This window comes from Streptomyces sp. MUSC 14 (assembly GCF_001866675.1).
Taxonomy (GTDB): domain Bacteria; phylum Actinomycetota; class Actinomycetes; order Streptomycetales; family Streptomycetaceae; genus Streptomyces.
The window spans coordinates 1-16,062 of record NZ_MLYN01000085.1; the positions used below are offsets into that span (position 1 = coordinate 1).

Genomic DNA, 16,062 nt, shown 5'->3' on the forward strand with positions numbered 1-16,062 from the left:
GTGCCGGGGTGGCAGTGTCGGCCGAGTCGGAGGTGTCGGCCGAGAGGGACGCGTCGTCCGAGTGGGGCGTGTCGGCCAGGTTGGGCGAGTCGGCCGAGGCGGACGTGTCGGGCGAGCCGGAAGCGGCAGGCGTGAGTGTGCGCGGAGCGGCGGCGCCGCCCGAGCGGGCCACCGGCAGGGCGAGCGTGCCGGTGGCCGGATCCGCCACGGGTACGGGCACGGGCACGGGCACCGGTCCCGCGCCGGGGGCCGGATCCAGCACGGGTACGGCTCCTGCGCCAGGGGCCGGAGCCGGCACCGGTACGGAACCCGCGTCGGAGGCCGCATCCGGTGCCGGGACCCGTACCGGTACGGGCGTCGCGCAGGTCTCCGGGGCGCTGTCGCTGTCCGGATCGGTACCCGTGCCCGGACCCGGCACGTCCTCGGTCCTCGGGCCCGTCATCCGATCCACCTCCACCCTCGTCGCCGGTCCTGGACTCGCGTCCGGCGCCACTCGCCGACCGGCGCCCCGCGCCCGACGACCCCGCCCCGCCTCTGGCAGCGCGGCCCGCAGGGAGTTCGTGAGGTCGGTGTCATCGCAGAGCCGCCTTTCCCGGCGCCGATCCCCGCTTCGCGGGTACGCCGGTGGTGCCCGGCGTGGCGCAGGTGCCGTTCGTGCCGTCCGAGGTGTCCGCGGTGTTCGTGGTGTCCGCCCCGACCAGGGCCCACCAGGCGGCCAGGCCGAAGGACAACGCCGTCAGGACGGTCGAGGGGCCGCCGATGTCGGCGTAGGCGAAGTCGACGAGTTGCCAGACGAGCAGGCCGCACGCGGTCAGGGCGCAGTCCAGACCGTGGCCGCCGGGCGCCCGGCTGCGCGAGAGGCCGCGCAGCGCGCACACCAGCAGGGCCAGCCAGCCGCCCGCGAGACAGAGCAGGCCGGTCAGGCCCTGCTCGGCGAGGACCAGCAGGTACATGTTGTGCGGGGACAGCAGGGGCCGACGCCGGAACGCCGCGCCCGCGCCCTCCGTGTCGCTGCCGGAGGACAGCGCGAGGGAGGCGTGTCCGTCGCGGTACTCGGGGAAGCCCTTCAGTCCGACGCCGGTCAGCGGGTGCGCGCGCCACATGTCGACGGCCGCCGCCCACATCGTGTACCGGTCCGTCACCGACTGGTCGGGCGCGTCGGCGACCTGGGTGATGCTGTCGACCCGCTCCTGGAGCATCGCCGTACCCACGCCGAACCCGCCCACGAGCACCACGCACACGGCCACGGCCGCCGCCCCCGTGCGCAGCGCCCGGCGCACCCCGGCCAGCACCAGCTGTGCGGTGAGCGTGACGGCCGTGGCGATCCAGGCGCCCCGGCTGAACGACAGGGCCAGGGGGAGCAGCAGGGCCAGGGCGCATGCCGTGGCCGTGGCGCGGACGCGCGCCGGGCCCCGGCCCAGCGCCAGGCCCGTCGCGCAGACCAGCCCGAAGCACACCACCGTCGCCATGCCCATCACGTCCGACGGCCCGAACGTGCCGACCGCGCGGATGTCCTGGCCCTGGTAGGAGGCGCCGGTGCCGGTGACGTACTGGTGCACGCCGAGCGCGCCCTGGAACAGCGCGAGGGCCACGAACGACCAGGACACCAGGCGCAGGTCCCGGCGGTCCCGCAGGAGCAGGACCACGGCCGCCGGGACCAGCACGAAGACCTGGAGGTAGCGGCCGAGTCCGGCGATCCCGGTGCCCGGCGTGACCGCGTGCAGCGCGGCGAGCGAGACGCCGAACACGGGCAGCCCGAGCAGGACGGCGGCCCGGCGGGACAGCGGGCGGGCCCGGTCGCGCAGCAGTCGTACGGCGCAGTGGGCGACCACCAGCGCGGACAGCGCGTCGGCGGGGCCCGCGCCGCCCTCGGCGCCGGGGTCGGCCGGCAGTGCGAGCAGCGCGACCACGGCCGTCACGGGCAGCACCGGAGCCCAGCGCACGGCGCGGGTGAGCGGCGGAGCGAGGGCCATCGGTCAGCTCCCCGTCGAGCGCACGAGCGCGGCCGCGGTGCGCAGCAGGACGCAGACGTCCCGCCACAGCGACCAGTTGTCGATGTAGGCGTTGTCGAAGCGGGCCCGGTCCTCGATGGAGGTGTCGCCGCGCAGCCCGTGGATCTGGGCGAGCCCGGTGATGCCGGTACGCATCCGGTGGCGGGCCGCGTAGCCCGGGTAGGTCTGGCTGAACTGCGTGACGAAGTACGGCCGTTCGGGGCGCGGGCCGACGAGGCTCATGTCACCCCGCAGCACGTTCCACAGCTGGAGCAGCTCGTCCAGCGAGGTCTGCCGCAGGAACCGGCAGAAGGGGCTCATCCGGTGCTCACCGGCCACGCTCCACCTGGTGGCCGCCTCGTGCTCGTCGGCCGGGCGGTGGGTGCGGAACTTCAGCAGCGTGAAGGGGCGGCCGTCCCTGCCGATGCGTTCCTGCCGGAAGACCACGCCGGGCCCGTCGGTGACCCGGAGCACGAGCGCGCACGCCAGCAGCACCGGGGCGGCCAGCACCAGCATCGTCCCGGCGACCACCACGTCCAGCAGCCGCTTGCCGGCACTGCCGCGCCGCCGCGAGCCGAGCTCCAGCCGCCGCAGCGCGAACCCGGCGAGCTGGTCGCGCATCTCGTACGACGGTGAGTCCGCGTCCAGCTCCCACACCGTGCACCCCGACTCGGCGAGCGCCCGCAGCAGCGGCCCCTGCCCGGCGCGTACGGCGGGGTCGACGGTGAGCACGGTCCGCACCCCGTTCTGGACCAGCGCCCGCTCCACCTCCGGGCCGCTGCTCAGCACCGGCAGCCCGCCGTGGCCGCCGTCGGGCCGGTCGGCGACGACGCCCACCGGCCGCACCCCGCAGCGCGGGTGCCGCAGCAGCGCGGCGGCCACCCGCTGCGCGGTCGTGGCGGGCCCGATCACCAGGGCGGTGCGCGGGCGGCGCAGCAGTGCCACGCGGCGCTGCCAGTGCACCGCACCCCGGCCCGCACAGGCCGCCACCGCGTGCAGCGCCCAGCAGAGCAGCAGTGTGCGGGCGCTCAGCGCGCGCTCGGGGGCGTAGGCGGCGAGCAGCGCGGCGAGGCCCAGCCAGGCCACCGCGACCCGTCCGCACACCGCGGGCAGTTCGTCGAGGACGCCGGGCATGAGCCGGGCGGCGTGCGGACGCAGCAGCAGCGCGGCCGAGACCAGCGCGGCGACCAGCAGCGGCCGGCGCGCGCCCTCGTCCAGCGCGACCGTGCCGGCCAGCGCCGCGAGCAGGTCGGCGGCGAGCAGGGGGAGCGGCGAGGCGGGCCGGGCGGGCGGGCGCCGCGGCGGGAACCGGAAGCCGCCGGCCGCGCGGGCGGGCAGGACGGAGACGGCCGGGAGCCCGGGATCCCAGGGGTGCGCCCCGGAGGAGGGGACGGTTCTTTCCGCGGTCACGGGTGGATGGACTCCCTGCACTCGGAGGGCACGCGCGGACGTCGTTCCGTGCGCGCGTCGAGGAGTTCGCGGTAGACGTCCGAGATCCGCTCGGCGGTGTGCCGCACGTCGTGCGTGGACAGGACGTGCCGGCGCCCCTGGCTGCCCAGCGCGGCGCGCAGCGGTGGGTCGGACAGCAGCGCGGCGATCGCCCCGGCCAGTGCCACGGGGTCCTCCGGCGGGACCAGACAGCGCGCGGCGAGAGCGGGCGGCAGGCTCTCGCGGGCGCCGTCGACGTCGGTGACCACCACCGGCCGGCCACAGCCCAGCGCCTCCAGCGGGGCGAGCGCCATGCCCTCCCAGCGGGAGGGGAGTACGACCAGGTCGGCGGCGCGGTACCAGGGCACCACGTCGGCGACGGAACCGGTGAAGTGGACGGAGGGATGGGCACGGTGCCCCAGCGTCTCGCGTCCGGGACCGTCGCCGACCAGCACGAGCCGCGCCCCCGGCACCGTGCCGAGCACCTGCTCCCAGGCCAGGAGCAGGACGTCCTGGCCCTTCTGCCGGCAGAGCCGGCCGACGCAGACCACGACGGGCGCGGCGGGGTCGGGTGCCGCAGCTCCTTCCGGTCCTTCCGGTCCTTCCGGAAAGAGCGCGGGGAGGGGCGCGGCGCGGGGCCCCGGGGCGAAGCGCTCGGTGTCGATGCCGTTCGGGACGACCGTGTACGCGGCGCGGACACCGGCGCGCAGCCCGGTCGCGCGCTCCGCCTCGCTGACGCAGACCACGCGGTCGGCCCAGCGCGCCCCCCACCGCTCCCAGCGCAGCGCGAGTGCGGCGGTGGTGCCGCCGACCGCCTCGAACGACCAGGCGTGCGGCTGGAACACGGTCGGGATCCGGCCGCGCACGGCCAGTCGGCCGGCCAGGCCCGCCTTCGCGCTGTGCGCGTGCACGAGGTCGGGTTGTGCCGCGCCGATCAGCCGGGCGAGGCGCCGCGCCTCGTCCGGCAGGCCCGGGCCCGGGGCGCGACCGGCCTGCCAGCGGTGTACGTCTGCGCCCAACTCGCGCAGTCCGGTGGCCAGTTCGCCCTCCGGGCAGGCCGCCATGACGTGCAGGCCCGCCGTGAGCTGGGCGCGCGCCAGGTCCAGGACGACCCGCGCGACGCCGCCGTCGACGGGTTGCGCGAGGTGCAGGACCCGGGGCCGGGGGGCGGGTGCTGACTGGTGCATGGGTGGATTTCCTCGTTCACAGGGGGGCGCTCGGGACGGCGGTCGGGAACGCGCCTCACACCTGTGCGTCCACGGCGGCGAGGAGTGCGTCGACCCACGCCGCGTCCGGCCGGGAAACGAAGCGGCGACCCGGAGGGTCACCGCCACCGCATGCGGCCGGTCCGGGATCGCACACGGCGCCCGGTGCCCTGGCCGTGGGGTTCATCGCGTCGTCCGGCGGATTGACGGGACCGCCGAGTGCGACCGGCGTACGCCGGGGCCCGGGCGGGAGCGTGAGCCGGGCGCCTGTCGCCGTGCACAGCGGCGGCGTACCCAGGAACTTGCGCATGAGCGGCGGTGCCCTTTCGCATGTGCTGGAGAGATCGGCAACTCTAGCCGCTATACGTATTAATCTGGAGAAACCGGACATGTGTGTCGGAAGTGTGAAGGGGAGTCTTCGGTTACATCACCCCATCGGCGGCACAACTCCGGGCGCCGGGACGCGTTGAAACAAGGCCGGGTGTCCGCCCGGGTGTTCGTATCGATCCCCAAGGAGCACCTCTCCATGTCGCGTATCGCGAAGGGCCTGGTCCTGACCTCCGCCGCTGTCGCGGCCGTCGCCGGTGCCGCCGGTGCGGCCTCCGCCGACTCCGCTGCGATCGGCGCCGCCAAGGACTCGTCGGGCGTGTTGTCGGGCAACCTCGCCCAGGTCCCGGTCCATGTGCCGGTCAACGTCTGCGGCAACACCGTCAACGTGATCGGGCTGCTGAACCCGGCCTGGGGCAACACCTGCGTCAACGGCTGACGTCGGGGCGCATCCCTTCGGCCGGCCGTCCGCCCCGCGCAGTCGTCGCGAGGCGGACGGCCGGTTTTTGTGCTCCCCCGGACGGATCACAAAGGATCACCAACGGCGTCCGAGCGGTTGCAGCGCGCGACAGGTGCGCGGACGGTGGGCTCACGTCCTATTGATCACCGGACCCCCGGTCCACCGAAAGGAACCCCCATGCGTGGTCTGCACGCGCGGCGCCTTGCGTCCACTGTCCTCTGCGCCGCCGTTCTGGTCGGTGTCGCCGGCCCGGCAGCCGTCGCCGCCGACCCGGGCGGCACGAGCGCCCACGGCGTCTCCGGATCCCCCGTACCGGGCGCGGAGAAACTGCTCACCCAGATCAGAACCCTGGACAACACCGGCTCCGTCCTCCAGCCGGTCATCGACCTGCTCAAGGAGTCGCTGACCAAGGGCAAGCTGGAGCCCGCGGAGGCCCGGAAGCTCGCCGAGGCCGCCAAGAAGGCCATCGCCGAGGCCATGAGGATCCAGGCGTCCCACGAGGCCGGCACCGCGTCGGCCGCGCAGTCCGATGCGGCCGCGTCCACCGCGGCGACGGCCGTCCCCGCGACGCCGGCCGCCCCGGCTCCCGCGAAGCACGGCCGCACCGCCGCACCGGCCGCGGCCCGCGACGTGACCGGCGACGCGCTGAACTCCCTCCTGGGCGACGTCGAAAAGGTGCTGCAGAGCGTCCTCGGCGTCCCGGCCACGCTGCTGCCGGCCGCCACCAGCACGGTGACCGACCTGGTCAAGGTGGTGACCGGGCTCCTCGGCGGTGTCCTGGGCGCCGTGGCCCCGGCCGCCGGACCGGCGGCGAGCGTGCCCGAGGCCGGCTGACACCGTCGCTCGGGGATCTCATATGTCTTCTCTGCGCAGGGTTTCCGGTCCGGCCGGGTCTCGTTAGGCACGGCGCCAGAACTCCCTGGGGTGACGTGAGTTGCCGAAGAAAGGAACAGGATGAAGTCCCTGAAGGCTGCCGCTGTCGTTGCCGGTTCCGTGGCCCTCGCGGGCGTCGCCGCGCCCGCGTTCGCCTACAACGCCGCCGACGTGACGCCCACCAGCGTCACCGGTGCCGTCAGCCAGCTCACCAAGAGCCCGATCACCCTCGACGACACGATGCCGCTCCAGCATCAGTCGGACGCGCTCGACACCGAGCACAAGGGCTCCCCGCTCCACACGGTCAAGGGCGCCACCGGCACGGTGAACCAGCACGCCCCGCTGCTCGGCGGCCTGCCTCTGCAGAGCTGACATCCCTCCCGCGCGACGGGGGCCGGTACCGCACCCGCGGCACCGGCCCCCGGCCCTTTTCACGGTTTTCCCCCGATCGTGTGGAGCGGCGGGGAGCGGCGGGGAGCGCTGGTCCGGACGGGTGAGCGGCCGCCCGGCGGCGATCTGGCCGTCGTACGGATGCCGCGGCCGGTCGCACATCGGGGTGATCGGCATGCCGGTCCCGACCCGCTGGTGGGACTTCTGGACCAGCTGAAGAGTGGACGAGCCGACTATTAGGGCAATTACGGCACCCGGGCGAATTGTGAACAGAAGCGGTTTTCCGGCTCGTTACGCGGTACGGACGTCGAACTCCCGCATCCTGGAAGGGACCGTACCTGAGATGAAGTCGACCACCCGAGGAACCCTTGCCGCCGTCCTCACGGGCGTCGCGGCCGCCGTGGGTGCCGCCACCCCCGCAGCCGCCGTCGGCTCGGTCCCCATCCCGGTCTCCGTGCCGCTGGAGGCAGCCTCCAGGGTCCTCGGCACGGAGGTGCCACAGGCGGGCCTGGAGGTGCCGGCGCCGCTGCTGATGCCGACCCCGCCCGAGGGCCCGCGCTTCGTCCCCGGCCACCTGATGCCCGAGCGCACCCTGCCCGAGGTGCCGTTCACCGGCGCCCTGCCCGGCGCCCATCTGAGCACCCCGATCCCCGGCGCCCTCGGCGACGACCACGTCGGCATGGCCCTGCCTGCCAACCCCCTGCGCACCGTGACCCCCGGCGTGGCCCTGGACGCCCCGCTGACCCGGCCCAGCGTCGCCAACCACGGCCTCCCGTCCCTCCAGGAGCCCGCCCTCGGCGTCATCGCCCCGGTCCTCCAGACGGTCGCGGACGGAGAGCTGGCCACCGGGCCGGGCCTGTGAGGCCGTCCTCTCCAGCCCCCGGCTGTGCGCCGTCCGGCTCTGTTCCTCCCCACCTGATGGCCGCAGTGCGGTGACCCTCCGTGTCCCTGGCCGGTTAGCCGGTACGGACATCCGGTCACGGATGTCCGTACACGGACAGCCGAATCCCCGAGGAGCGAGCGATGGTCGTCGATGTGGGCGGAGTGGCGGTGGGCGCGGGACAGCGGCCGAAAGCGCAGGCCGGGCCGGCGGGAACGTCACGCAGAGAGGTGGCGCGGGGGCTGCTGGCCTCCGCCGCCGCGCTGGCGCTGGCCCCGGTCGTCGCCGCCTCCCGGCCCACGTCCCCGGTGCGGGCCTTCGACGGCACCTCCTTCGACGAGGTGTACCGGGGCCGCCGTATCCAGGGCGTGCTGGTGCCGGCCGCGGCGAGCGGGACGGACGAGGACGAGTGGCGGATCGTCATCGACGGGCGCCCGCTGCATCTGATGCGGCGGGCGGACGGCAGCTGGCTGAGCATGGTCGACCACTACACGTCGTACCGCACGCCGCTGGAGGCGACCCGGGCGGCCGTGGACGAGATGGGCCCCGGCCAGCGGCTGCGCGAGGACGTGGCGCCGGGCCCGATGGGATCCGGACACGCGCCCATGGGAGGCATGGCGGACACCGGGGACATGGGAGACATCGGAGAGACGGGGGACGCGGGGTACATCGGGGACGCAGGGGAACGGCGCGGCGTACCCGCGTAAGGACGTCGCCACGCTCGGCGCGGACGAGCGGCGCCGGTTCGTGAACGCGCTGCTGGAGCTCGAACGGCACGGCGAGTAGGACGAGTTCGGGCGCCTGCGCATCGACCCATGCACCCTCGACGGCGACACCGGACGGTGACGGTGCCGTACCGGGACCGGACCCGGCACCGTACGACGGTCTCGGTGCCCTGGACGAAGGACCTGCCCGGCGGCGACGGGCGGCGCTCCGACCAGCAGCTGACGACCGGACCGTTCGCCCGAGCCCGCCCGCGGGCAGCGGAAGAGCCCCGGCGCTCGGAGTGCGTGCCGGGGCTCTTCGGTGTCCACGGACCGGACGGCCGTGCCCGCCGGCGCGATCAGTGACCGTAGCCGCTGTCGCCGGGGTCGCCCGGCTTCTGCAGCTCGCCCGCGTTGACACAGGTGTTGCCGAAGGCCGGGTTCACCAGGGCGATCACGTTGACCGTGTTCCCGCACACGTTGGCCGGGACGTGGACCGGGACCTGGACCGCGTTGCCGGACGCGACACCCGGGGAGCCGACGGCCGCGCCGTCGGCTCCCGCGTCGGCGAGGGCCAGGCCGGCCCCGCCGACCACCACGGCACCGGTGCCGAGAGCGACGACGGCTGCCTTCGCGATGCGAGACATCACGTTCTCCTTATGTGTTGCTCGGAAAGAGTGCGATGGCAGACCAGCTGCCGCGCTTCCCGTTCAACGGCGCCGCGCGAGGGTGGTCACGGCGATCGTCCGGAGATCACCCTTTTATCGGCCTCAGGGCAGCCGGCGTACCGGGGAACCGGCCAGATACGCCTGGATGTTCTCCACGGCCTGCCCGTAGTACGTCGTGTAGTTGGCCCGCGAGACATAGCCGAGGTGGGGCGTGGCGAGCAGCCGGGGCGCCGTGCGCATCGCATGGTCCGCGGGCAGCGGCTCGACGTCGAAGACGTCGACACCCGCGCCCGCGATCCGTCCCTCGTGCAGCGCGGCCAGCAGCGCGTCCTGGTCGACGACCGACGCCCGCGCGGTGTTGATCAGGTAGGCGGTCGGCTTCATCAGGGCCAGTTCGGCGGCGCCGATGAGGCCGCGGGTGCTGTCACCGCCGGGCACCTGGACGGTCAGGAAGTCGCTCCCGGCGATCAACTCCTCCTTGGACGCGGCCAGTTCAACCTCGTGCTCCGCGGCGCGCTCCTTGGTCAGGCGCGGACTCCACGCGCTCACGCGCATGCCGAAGGCGAGCCCGACCCGGGCCACCCGGCCGCCGATCCTGCCGAGGCCGAGCACCCCGAGCCGGGCGCCGTGCAGATCGGCGCCGACGGTGGACTGCCAGGGGCCGCCCGTGCGCAGCGCGGTGTTCTCCTCGACGATCCCGCGGGCGAGGCCGAGCAGCAGCGCCCAGGTCAGCTCGGCCGGCGGGATGCCCGAACTCTGCGTGCCGCACACGGTGACGCCGTGCCGCTCGGCGGCGGCGTAGTCGATGACGCTGTTGCGCATCCCGGAGGCGACGATCAGTCGCAGCCGGGGCAGCCGGGCGAGCAACGACCCGGGAAACGGGACGCGTTCGCGCAAGGTGACGACGATGTCGTACCCGGCGAGGGCGACGGCGGCCTCGTCCTCGTCGGCGAGGTGCTCGCGCAGCGCGACGACCTCGACCTCGTCCTCGACCACCGACCAGTCGGCCATCGACGCGGCCACCCCCTGGAAGTCGTCCAGCACCGCACAGCGAAGTCGCATGTCGACTCTCCTTTCCCCGCCGCGACTGTAATCCCCGACCGGTTCTCCGACGGCAGGGGGCGGCGGAGGGTATGGCGGAGCGCCGGGGCTCTGGGGCGGCTCCGGGCACTCCGTTCTGGCGGGCGCTGTCCCGATGGGTGATCTCAAGTCGGGATATGGCCCCGAGCCGCCCGAGCGCGGTGGGACCTGATGGCTCCACCGCACTCGTCACAGACCTTCCGTCTTCCCCTTCGCCGTCCTGTTCATCCAGGACTGGCAGCCCCATTGGGCAAGTCCGCCCACGGCGAGGGAGGTGAGGATGGCACCCCAGTCGATGACGTGCGGCAGCCCGGGGAAGAAAGCGAAGAAGACGAGCGTGGCGACGAGGCCCGCAAGGAACGTGGTGATCCTGGCCCGACGCCGCTGCCTGTCCCGTACCCGGTCCGCGTCCTGTCCCTGTTGCTGCGTGATCATGAACTACTCACCTCGTGATGTTGTGGCACTGGCTTACGCGCCGCACTCCGTTGACGAGGAGGTGGGCGCATGCCTTGCCATAACGAGGCAGCCGTTGGGGAGAGTTGTTCCGCATCGGGTCGGCCTTGCACTCGTTGTGTGTCCTGCCGCGCGAGGTGCGGTAGGTCCGGTTGTCGGTGTCGGCGTACGTGAAGTCGATGCGCCAGTTGCAGAAGCCGCTGCTGAGCGCCCCGACGAAGGCGCAGTCGACGCCGGCGTTCTGGTACGTGATCTTCCTTCCGCTTCCCCGGATGACGTGGGTGAACATGCAGCCCGTCGGGACCTTCATCGTCACGCCGCCCACGCTGTACTCAAAGGTGTGCACGGGAGTTGTCCCGATCGCTGTGGCGTGTGCACCGGTCGAGGCAGTGAGCACGAGGGCTCCTGCTGCGGCGAGAGCGGTGGTGAGGCGTGCGAGGTAGGGCGTGGCCAAGGCGGTCCCTTTCTGGTGATTTCCTGATGAGCACCTGGGGCAACCGCCTCGCCGCTCGGCGAGTTGCAGGAATCCGGCTGATTCACTGCCGTGAGTGATCATGGGATAAGTAGGCTGACCTGCAGAAACGTTCGGGAAGGTCTGGATCTGTGCTGCGTGCGTCGTGTCGGCGGGGCCCCTCCGTGTGGCAGCAGGTCCGGTAAGCCGCGCTCGTATCAGTGGCGTCGCTCTTCTCCAGGGCCGGCGCCGTCGTCCTGGCCGGTCCGGTCACCTCGGTGATCTCGTGGGGGGAGATGACGGGGCAGTCCTCGCTCGGCAGGTCGAGGACGTCCAGAGGCGCATCACGCACAACAGCTCCAGCCGGGTGATCTGCTCCCGCGTCACACCGGGTGGCTCGACGAGCATCCCGACCGCTCGGGTGGACGAGTGGGCCGGGAGCAGCGTTGCCGTGCTCCTGGCGACCTCCGGAGGCAGAGGCAGAGCCGGAGATGCCGGGTGTTGGCTGATCTTCCTCTGGTCGGGGACCTCGACACGCATCCGCCCCGGCCACCCGCGAAAACCCGGTGACAGCCGGACAGTCCTGGACCCGGACCTTGATCGCCAAGAGGGCATCCTGGGCTGTCTCGCCTCTGCGTCACCCACTCTGACCAGCAAAAAGCCCTCCCGAGGGAGGGCTGTGCACGGGCGCCCCCGGCAGGACTCGAACCTGCGGCCAAGCGCTTAGAAGGCGCCTGCTCTATCCACTGAGCTACGGGGGCCTGGTGGCGGGACCAAGGATAAAGCTCCCTGTTCCTCGACCCTGTCGCTTCGCCTCCGTGGCTCGATGTGGAGGTTCGGTGAAGCGGTCCTGATAATCGCAGGCAGGTACGAATCGTGCATCGCTTTTGGCGTCCGACGCACCGGGTGTTGTGCACTCGTTATGCCTGGACTGTGCCCGCGTCCCAGTCGTCCCTTCTGTCGGTTCTGTCCCGTCGGCGCGCAGACATGTCTATATGCTTCAGAATTCCCCTAAAATTGGGCATTCTTCGCATGTGGTGACCTTGGACGTTCGGCCTCAGCTGCTCGACACACTCTCCGCGCTGCGCGACCGTGTCGCCGCCGCACGCTATCCGCTGCCCCTGGCCGGGGCCCCACGCGCGCGTGCCAACCGCGACGAACTCCTCGCCCAGCTCGACGACTATCTCCTTCCCCGCCTGCGAGAACCCGAGGCGCCGCTGCTGGCGGTCGTCGGCGGGTCCACCGGTGCCGGCAAGTCGACGCTCGTCAACTCCCTCGTCGGCCGCCGGGTCAGCGAGGCGGGCGTACTGCGGCCGACGACCCGGACGCCGGTCCTCGTCTGCCATCCGGAGGACCAGCACTGGTTCAGTCGCATGCGTGTGCTGCCCGACCTCGCGCGCGTGTGGGAGCCCCGGCAGGAGGCCGCGGAGGATCTCCTGCTCCCCGGCGAGGACCCCGCGCGCGTGCTGCGTGTCGAGACCACCGACACGCTCCCGCCCGGGATCGCCCTTCTCGACGCCCCCGACATCGACTCGCTGGTCGCCGACAACTGTGTCCTCGCCGCCGAGCTGATGTGCGCCGCCGACATCTGGATCATGGTCACCACGGCCGCCCGCTACGCGGACGCCGTCCCCTGGCACCTGCTGCGGACCGCCAAGGAGTACGACGCCACCCTCGTGACCGTACTGGACCGGGTGCCCCACCAGGTCGTCTCCGAGGTCTCGCGGCAGTACGGCGCCCTGCTCGCCAAGGCCGGGCTCGGCGACGTACCCCGCTTCACCGTGCCGGAACTGCCCGAGTCGGCCTGGGGCGCGGGCCTGCTGCCCGCCACCGCCGTCGCGCAGCTGAAGAGCTGGCTGGTCCATCACGTCCAGGACCCGGCCGCCCGCGAGCAGGTCATGACCCGTACCGCCTGCGGCCTGCTGGACTCGCTCAAGTCCCGCATGCCCGAACTCGCCGCTGAGGCCGCCGCCCAGTACGCCGCCGCGCTCCGGCTCACCTCCGCCGTGGAGGCCGCCTACGACAGCGAGCACGCGCGCGTACGCGCTCGGCTGCAGTCCGGCGCCGTACTCGCCGGGGACGCCCTGAAGCGCTGGCGGGCCTTCCCGCTGGACTGCGCCGCCGGGGAACTCCTCGACGCGCTCGTGGAGAGCCTGGCGGCGCTGCTGCTGTGCTCCGTCACGGCCGCCGACGAGCGCGTCGACGAGGCCTGGCGGCGCGAGCCCGCCGGCGACGACCCCGCCCTCGCCGCCGGCGACTCCACCGTGGAGAGCACCGAGCACCGGATCGGAATCGCCGTACGGCGCTGGCGGCGCGAGCTGGAGGAGTACGCGGAGGAGGAGTCGCGCGACCTGGAGCGCAGCGCCGCCCCCGATCCGGAGGCCGTCGCCGCCCTGGTCGCCACGGCGCTGCTGGGCGGACGCCGGGCGCGCACCGCGGGCGAAGGGCTCGCCGAGCGGCTCGGCGCCCATGGCGCGCTGCGGCTTCGCGACCGGGCCGGACGGCTGCTGAGCGAGCGCGTGGACCGCGTCATGCAGCGCGAACGCGAACGGCGCCTCGCCCCGCTCGACGCTCTCGACGTCCATCCCGAACCCCAGGCCGAACTCATCGCCGCGCTGTCCGCACTGCTGAAGGAGAGGTGACCGGTGACCGCTGTCACTGACCAGGACCACACGGATCACACCGAACCCATGGGACGCACGGGGCGCACGGAGCGCACAGGGCGCACGGGGCGTATGGAGCACGACGGCAACGCGCGCGTGGAGCCGATCGAGAGGGCCGCGGACGGCCGTATCGGCGTCGACGATGCCGGCGGCATCAAGGGTGCCGGAGGTACGGACACGGCGGTCGAGACCACCGTGCGTGAGCCGTACACGCGCGTGGCGGACTTCGCCGAGACATATGCCGAGACATATGAGGACGCCGGTCACGTCGATCGCGTCGATAACGTTGCCTACGAGGAGGACGAGGGCGAGGACGAACGGGGCGAGGCGCGGGGGAGGGGCGGCCCGGCCGGTGCCCCGCCGTTCCGGCGCCGGCTCCCGCCGCCGCACCCCCGTGTCCCCGCCGCACCCACTGCCCCCACCGTCCCTGCCGCGCCTTCGCCCCGCGCCCCCGCCGCAGGTGCCGGTCCCGAGGCGGTACGGCCGGCCGAGTCGGTGAAAACAGCCGAGCCGGGGGAGCCGTGGGGTGACGGGCTGATCGCCCGGCGGCTCACCGAGGCCACCGCCGCCGCCTTCGCCGCCGAACGCGCCTCCGTGCTGGACGGCGGCGGCCGTGGCTCGGGCGGCCAGATCCCCGCCCCGCTGGCCTACGACGGCTCGCTGCGTTCCCGCCTGGACGCGCTGCGCGAGCTGGTCGGGCTCTCCCGGACCCGGCTGGACAGCAGCACCCTCGCCGAGGCGGGCCGGGTCCTGGAGGAGGCGGCCGCCCGCCGCAAACTGTCCGGCCGGCACACGGTCGTCGCCATCGCGGGCGCGACCGGCAGCGGCAAGTCGCAGCTGTTCAACGCGCTCGCCGGAGTGGCCATCTCGGAGACCGGGGTACGGCGTCCGACCACGGCCGCGCCCATCGCGTGCAGCTGGAGCGACGGCGCCGCCGGCCTCATCGACCGGCTGGGCATCCCGGGCCGGCTGCGCCGCCGCCCGCTGCACACCCCGGAGGGCGAGGCGCAGTTGCGCGGGCTGGTCCTGGTCGACCTGCCCGACCACGACTCCGCCGCCCTGGAGCACCGTAAACAGGTCGACCGGATCCTGAAGCTGGTCGACGCGGTGATCTGGGTCGTCGACCCGGAGAAGTACGCCGACGCCGTGCTGCACGAGCGCTATCTGCGGCCCATGGCCGGCCACGCGGAGGTCATGTTCGTCGTCCTCAACCAGGTCGACCGGCTGCCCGGGGACGCCGCCGACCAGGTCCTGGACGATCTGCGGCGGCTGCTCGACGAGGACGGCATCGCGCTCGGCGAGCACGGCGAACCCGGCGCCACCGTGCTCGCCCTGTCCGCGCTGACCGGCGACGGCGTCGGTGAACTGCGCGACTCGCTCGGCCAGTTCGTGGCCGAGCGCGGTGCGGCGGCCCGCCGGGTCGCGGCCGACGTCGACGCCACCGCGTCCGCGCTGCGGCCCGTCTACGCCGCCGGGCAGCGGACGGGCCTCAGCGAGGATGCGCGCGAGGACTTCGCCGCGCGGCTCGCGGACGCGGTGGGCGCCACCGCGGCGGGCGAGGCCGCCGAGCGTGCCTGGCTGCGCAACGCCAACCGGGCCTGCGGCACGCCCTGGCTGCGGCTGTGGCGCTGGTATCAGCACCGCGGCGAGTCCACCACCGGCCGCCACCTCGTGCGGGCCCAGCCCGACGAGGAGGCGACCGCCCGCCAGCGCGTGGAACAGGCGGTCCGTACGGTGTCCGACCAGGCCTCGGCGGGGCTGCCGGCCCCCTGGGCGCTGGCGGTGCGCGAGGCGGCCGTACGCGGGTCCGAGGGGCTGTCCGAGGCGCTGGACGAACTCGCCGAGCGGGCCGGTCTGCCGCCGGGGCGGCCGCCGCGGCCGGGATGGTGGCCGGCGGCGGTGCTGGTGCAGGCGGCGATGACGCTGTTGCAGGTCGTGGGCGGCCTGTGGCTGGTGGGCCAGATCGCCGGCGTCATGGCACCCAACCTGGGAGTTCCGGTGCTGCTGATGGTGTGCGGGATCGTCGGCGGGCCACTGGTGGAGTGGGGCTGCCGGATGGCCGCGAGAGGCCCGGCACGACGCTACGGCCAGGACGCGGAACGACGGTTGCGGGAGACGGCCGCGAGCTGCGGGCGGGGCCGGGTGCTCGATCCGGTGGCGGCCGAGCTGTTGCGGTACCGGGAGGTCCGGGAGCAGTACGGGCGGGTGGCGCGGGCCAGAGGGTGAGCTAGGGGGCGTTGGGTGCAGGGGGGCTGACAGGGGTGCCGAGGACCGGGCCGGTGGGACGGGGTACGGCGGGTGGGGTCACTCGTGTGGGGGGCGGATTTTTCCACAGGCGGGGAGGTCGTCCACAGCGCTCAGCGGGCCCGGCCCGGCGGCGGCAGTCTGGGGTCTCGGCGATCGCGGTTCGCAGCGCGGTCGCCGTGACACAGCCGTACGGGACGGGCCCGTACGCGTGCTGCCCGCCGGCCGCAGGAGGCCGGTCGGGG

General features: G+C 73.7%; 16 protein-coding genes, 1 tRNA gene and 1 pseudogene. 8 read left to right on the forward strand and 10 right to left on the reverse strand.

From position 1 onward, the window contains the following. The 5 genes and pseudogenes from BIV25_RS41590 to BIV25_RS41610 all read right to left on the reverse strand — a co-directional run. Positions 1 to 442: pseudogene (locus BIV25_RS41590) on the reverse strand (hypothetical protein); the annotation flags it as partial. A gap of 130 nt (positions 443 to 572) precedes the next feature. Further along, positions 573 to 1,973, reverse strand: a complete 1,401-nt coding sequence (locus tag BIV25_RS41595; protein ID WP_071377774.1) for an O-antigen ligase — start codon at positions 1,971 to 1,973, stop codon at positions 573 to 575. 3 nt (positions 1,974 to 1,976) lie between these two features. Next, positions 1,977 to 3,401, reverse strand: a complete 1,425-nt coding sequence (locus BIV25_RS41600; RefSeq protein ID WP_071377775.1) for a sugar transferase — start codon at positions 3,399 to 3,401, stop codon at positions 1,977 to 1,979. Further along, positions 3,398 to 4,606: a glycosyltransferase gene (locus BIV25_RS41605; protein ID WP_071377776.1), complete on the reverse strand. Its 1,209-nt coding sequence runs from the start codon at positions 4,604 to 4,606 to the stop codon at positions 3,398 to 3,400. Before BIV25_RS41605 ends, BIV25_RS41600 begins: the two co-directional genes overlap by 4 nt. Positions 4,607 to 4,661: 55 nt before the next feature. Beyond that, positions 4,662 to 4,934 (reverse strand): hypothetical protein, encoded by a 273-nt coding sequence (locus BIV25_RS41610; protein WP_071377777.1) that lies wholly within the window; start codon positions 4,932 to 4,934, stop codon positions 4,662 to 4,664. Positions 4,935 to 5,150: 216 nt separating this feature from the next. Here BIV25_RS41610 and BIV25_RS41615 point away from each other — a divergent pair, with 216 nt between their 5' ends. From BIV25_RS41615 to BIV25_RS54820, 6 genes are all read left to right on the forward strand, one after another. Then, positions 5,151 to 5,390 carry a chaplin gene (locus BIV25_RS41615; RefSeq protein ID WP_071377812.1) on the forward strand — a complete coding sequence of 80 codons (240 nt, stop codon included), beginning with the start codon at positions 5,151 to 5,153 and terminating at the stop codon, positions 5,388 to 5,390. Positions 5,391 to 5,588: 198 nt separating this feature from the next. After that, positions 5,589 to 6,245, forward strand: coding sequence for a hypothetical protein (locus tag BIV25_RS41620; protein ID WP_071377778.1), 657 nt, complete (start codon positions 5,589 to 5,591; stop codon positions 6,243 to 6,245). 120 nt (positions 6,246 to 6,365) lie between these two features. Beyond that, a complete protein-coding gene (locus BIV25_RS41625; protein ID WP_071377779.1) occupies positions 6,366 to 6,656 on the forward strand; it encodes a hypothetical protein in 291 nt (96 codons plus the stop codon). A 361-nt stretch (positions 6,657 to 7,017) separates the two neighbouring features. Next, on the forward strand, positions 7,018 to 7,536 hold the full coding sequence (locus BIV25_RS41630) for a hypothetical protein (protein WP_071377780.1): 519 nt from the start codon (positions 7,018 to 7,020) through the stop codon (positions 7,534 to 7,536). Between the two features lie 161 nt (positions 7,537 to 7,697). Beyond that, a complete protein-coding gene (locus BIV25_RS41635; RefSeq protein ID WP_079177222.1) occupies positions 7,698 to 8,261 on the forward strand; it encodes a tyrosinase family oxidase copper chaperone in 564 nt (187 codons plus the stop codon). 108 nt (positions 8,262 to 8,369) lie between these two features. After that, a complete protein-coding gene (locus BIV25_RS54820; RefSeq protein ID WP_177235615.1) occupies positions 8,370 to 8,624 on the forward strand; it encodes a hypothetical protein in 255 nt (84 codons plus the stop codon). Here BIV25_RS54820 and BIV25_RS41645 read toward each other — a convergent pair. The 5 genes from BIV25_RS41645 to BIV25_RS41665 all read right to left on the reverse strand — a co-directional run bounded on the left by BIV25_RS41645 (position 8,618) and on the right by BIV25_RS41665 (position 11,671). Continuing rightward, positions 8,618 to 8,905 carry a chaplin gene (locus tag BIV25_RS41645; protein WP_071377782.1) on the reverse strand — a complete coding sequence of 96 codons (288 nt, stop codon included), beginning with the start codon at positions 8,903 to 8,905 and terminating at the stop codon, positions 8,618 to 8,620. The two genes, BIV25_RS54820 and BIV25_RS41645, sit on opposite strands and share 7 nt — an antisense overlap. A gap of 123 nt (positions 8,906 to 9,028) precedes the next feature. Then, complete coding sequence (locus BIV25_RS41650; protein WP_071377783.1) at positions 9,029 to 9,988, reverse strand: D-2-hydroxyacid dehydrogenase family protein; 960 nt, start codon at positions 9,986 to 9,988, stop codon at positions 9,029 to 9,031. A gap of 207 nt (positions 9,989 to 10,195) precedes the next feature. Then, a complete protein-coding gene (locus BIV25_RS41655) occupies positions 10,196 to 10,441 on the reverse strand; it encodes a hypothetical protein (RefSeq protein ID WP_071377784.1) in 246 nt (81 codons plus the stop codon). A 7-nt stretch (positions 10,442 to 10,448) separates the two neighbouring features. After that, positions 10,449 to 10,913, reverse strand: a complete 465-nt coding sequence (locus BIV25_RS51790) for a hypothetical protein (protein WP_071377785.1) — start codon at positions 10,911 to 10,913, stop codon at positions 10,449 to 10,451. 685 nt (positions 10,914 to 11,598) lie between these two features. After that, positions 11,599 to 11,671: transfer RNA gene (locus BIV25_RS41665), tRNA-Arg, on the reverse strand. A 273-nt stretch (positions 11,672 to 11,944) separates the two neighbouring features. On the opposite strand from BIV25_RS41665, the gene BIV25_RS41670 reads away from it, so the two are divergent. Together BIV25_RS41670 and BIV25_RS41675 are read left to right on the forward strand one after the other, a co-directional pair. After that, the gene (locus BIV25_RS41670; protein ID WP_071377786.1) at positions 11,945 to 13,552 is read left to right on the forward strand and encodes a dynamin family protein; all 1,608 of its coding nucleotides are present in this window, start codon (positions 11,945 to 11,947) and stop codon (positions 13,550 to 13,552) included. Positions 13,553 to 13,555: 3 nt separating this feature from the next. Further along, positions 13,556 to 15,799: a YfjP family GTPase gene (locus tag BIV25_RS41675; RefSeq protein ID WP_071377787.1), complete on the forward strand. Its 2,244-nt coding sequence runs from the start codon at positions 13,556 to 13,558 to the stop codon at positions 15,797 to 15,799. The last annotated feature ends 263 nt before the right edge of the window (positions 15,800 to 16,062 follow it).

What these genes read in the sequence shown, in the direction of transcription:
- BIV25_RS41635 (WP_079177222.1), top strand. Translation starts at nt 7,698, where the DNA reads ATGGTCGTCGATGTGGGCGGAGTGGCGGTGGGCGCGGGACAGCGGCCG.
- BIV25_RS41630 (WP_071377780.1), top strand. Translation starts at nt 7,018, where the DNA reads ATGAAGTCGACCACCCGAGGAACCCTTGCCGCCGTCCTCACGGGCGTC.
- BIV25_RS41610 (WP_071377777.1), bottom strand. Translation starts at nt 4,934, where the DNA reads ATGCGCAAGTTCCTGGGTACGCCGCCGCTGTGCACGGCGACAGGCGCC.
- BIV25_RS41645 (WP_071377782.1), bottom strand. Translation starts at nt 8,905, where the DNA reads ATGTCTCGCATCGCGAAGGCAGCCGTCGTCGCTCTCGGCACCGGTGCC.
- BIV25_RS41605 (WP_071377776.1), bottom strand. Translation starts at nt 4,606, where the DNA reads ATGCACCAGTCAGCACCCGCCCCCCGGCCCCGGGTCCTGCACCTCGCG.
- BIV25_RS54820 (WP_177235615.1), top strand. Translation starts at nt 8,370, where the DNA reads ATGCACCCTCGACGGCGACACCGGACGGTGACGGTGCCGTACCGGGAC.
- BIV25_RS41615 (WP_071377812.1), top strand. Translation starts at nt 5,151, where the DNA reads ATGTCGCGTATCGCGAAGGGCCTGGTCCTGACCTCCGCCGCTGTCGCG.
- BIV25_RS41625 (WP_071377779.1), top strand. Translation starts at nt 6,366, where the DNA reads ATGAAGTCCCTGAAGGCTGCCGCTGTCGTTGCCGGTTCCGTGGCCCTC.
- BIV25_RS41620 (WP_071377778.1), top strand. Translation starts at nt 5,589, where the DNA reads ATGCGTGGTCTGCACGCGCGGCGCCTTGCGTCCACTGTCCTCTGCGCC.
- BIV25_RS41595 (WP_071377774.1), bottom strand. Translation starts at nt 1,973, where the DNA reads ATGGCCCTCGCTCCGCCGCTCACCCGCGCCGTGCGCTGGGCTCCGGTG.
- BIV25_RS41655 (WP_071377784.1), bottom strand. Translation starts at nt 10,441, where the DNA reads ATGATCACGCAGCAACAGGGACAGGACGCGGACCGGGTACGGGACAGG.
- BIV25_RS41650 (WP_071377783.1), bottom strand. Translation starts at nt 9,988, where the DNA reads ATGCGACTTCGCTGTGCGGTGCTGGACGACTTCCAGGGGGTGGCCGCG.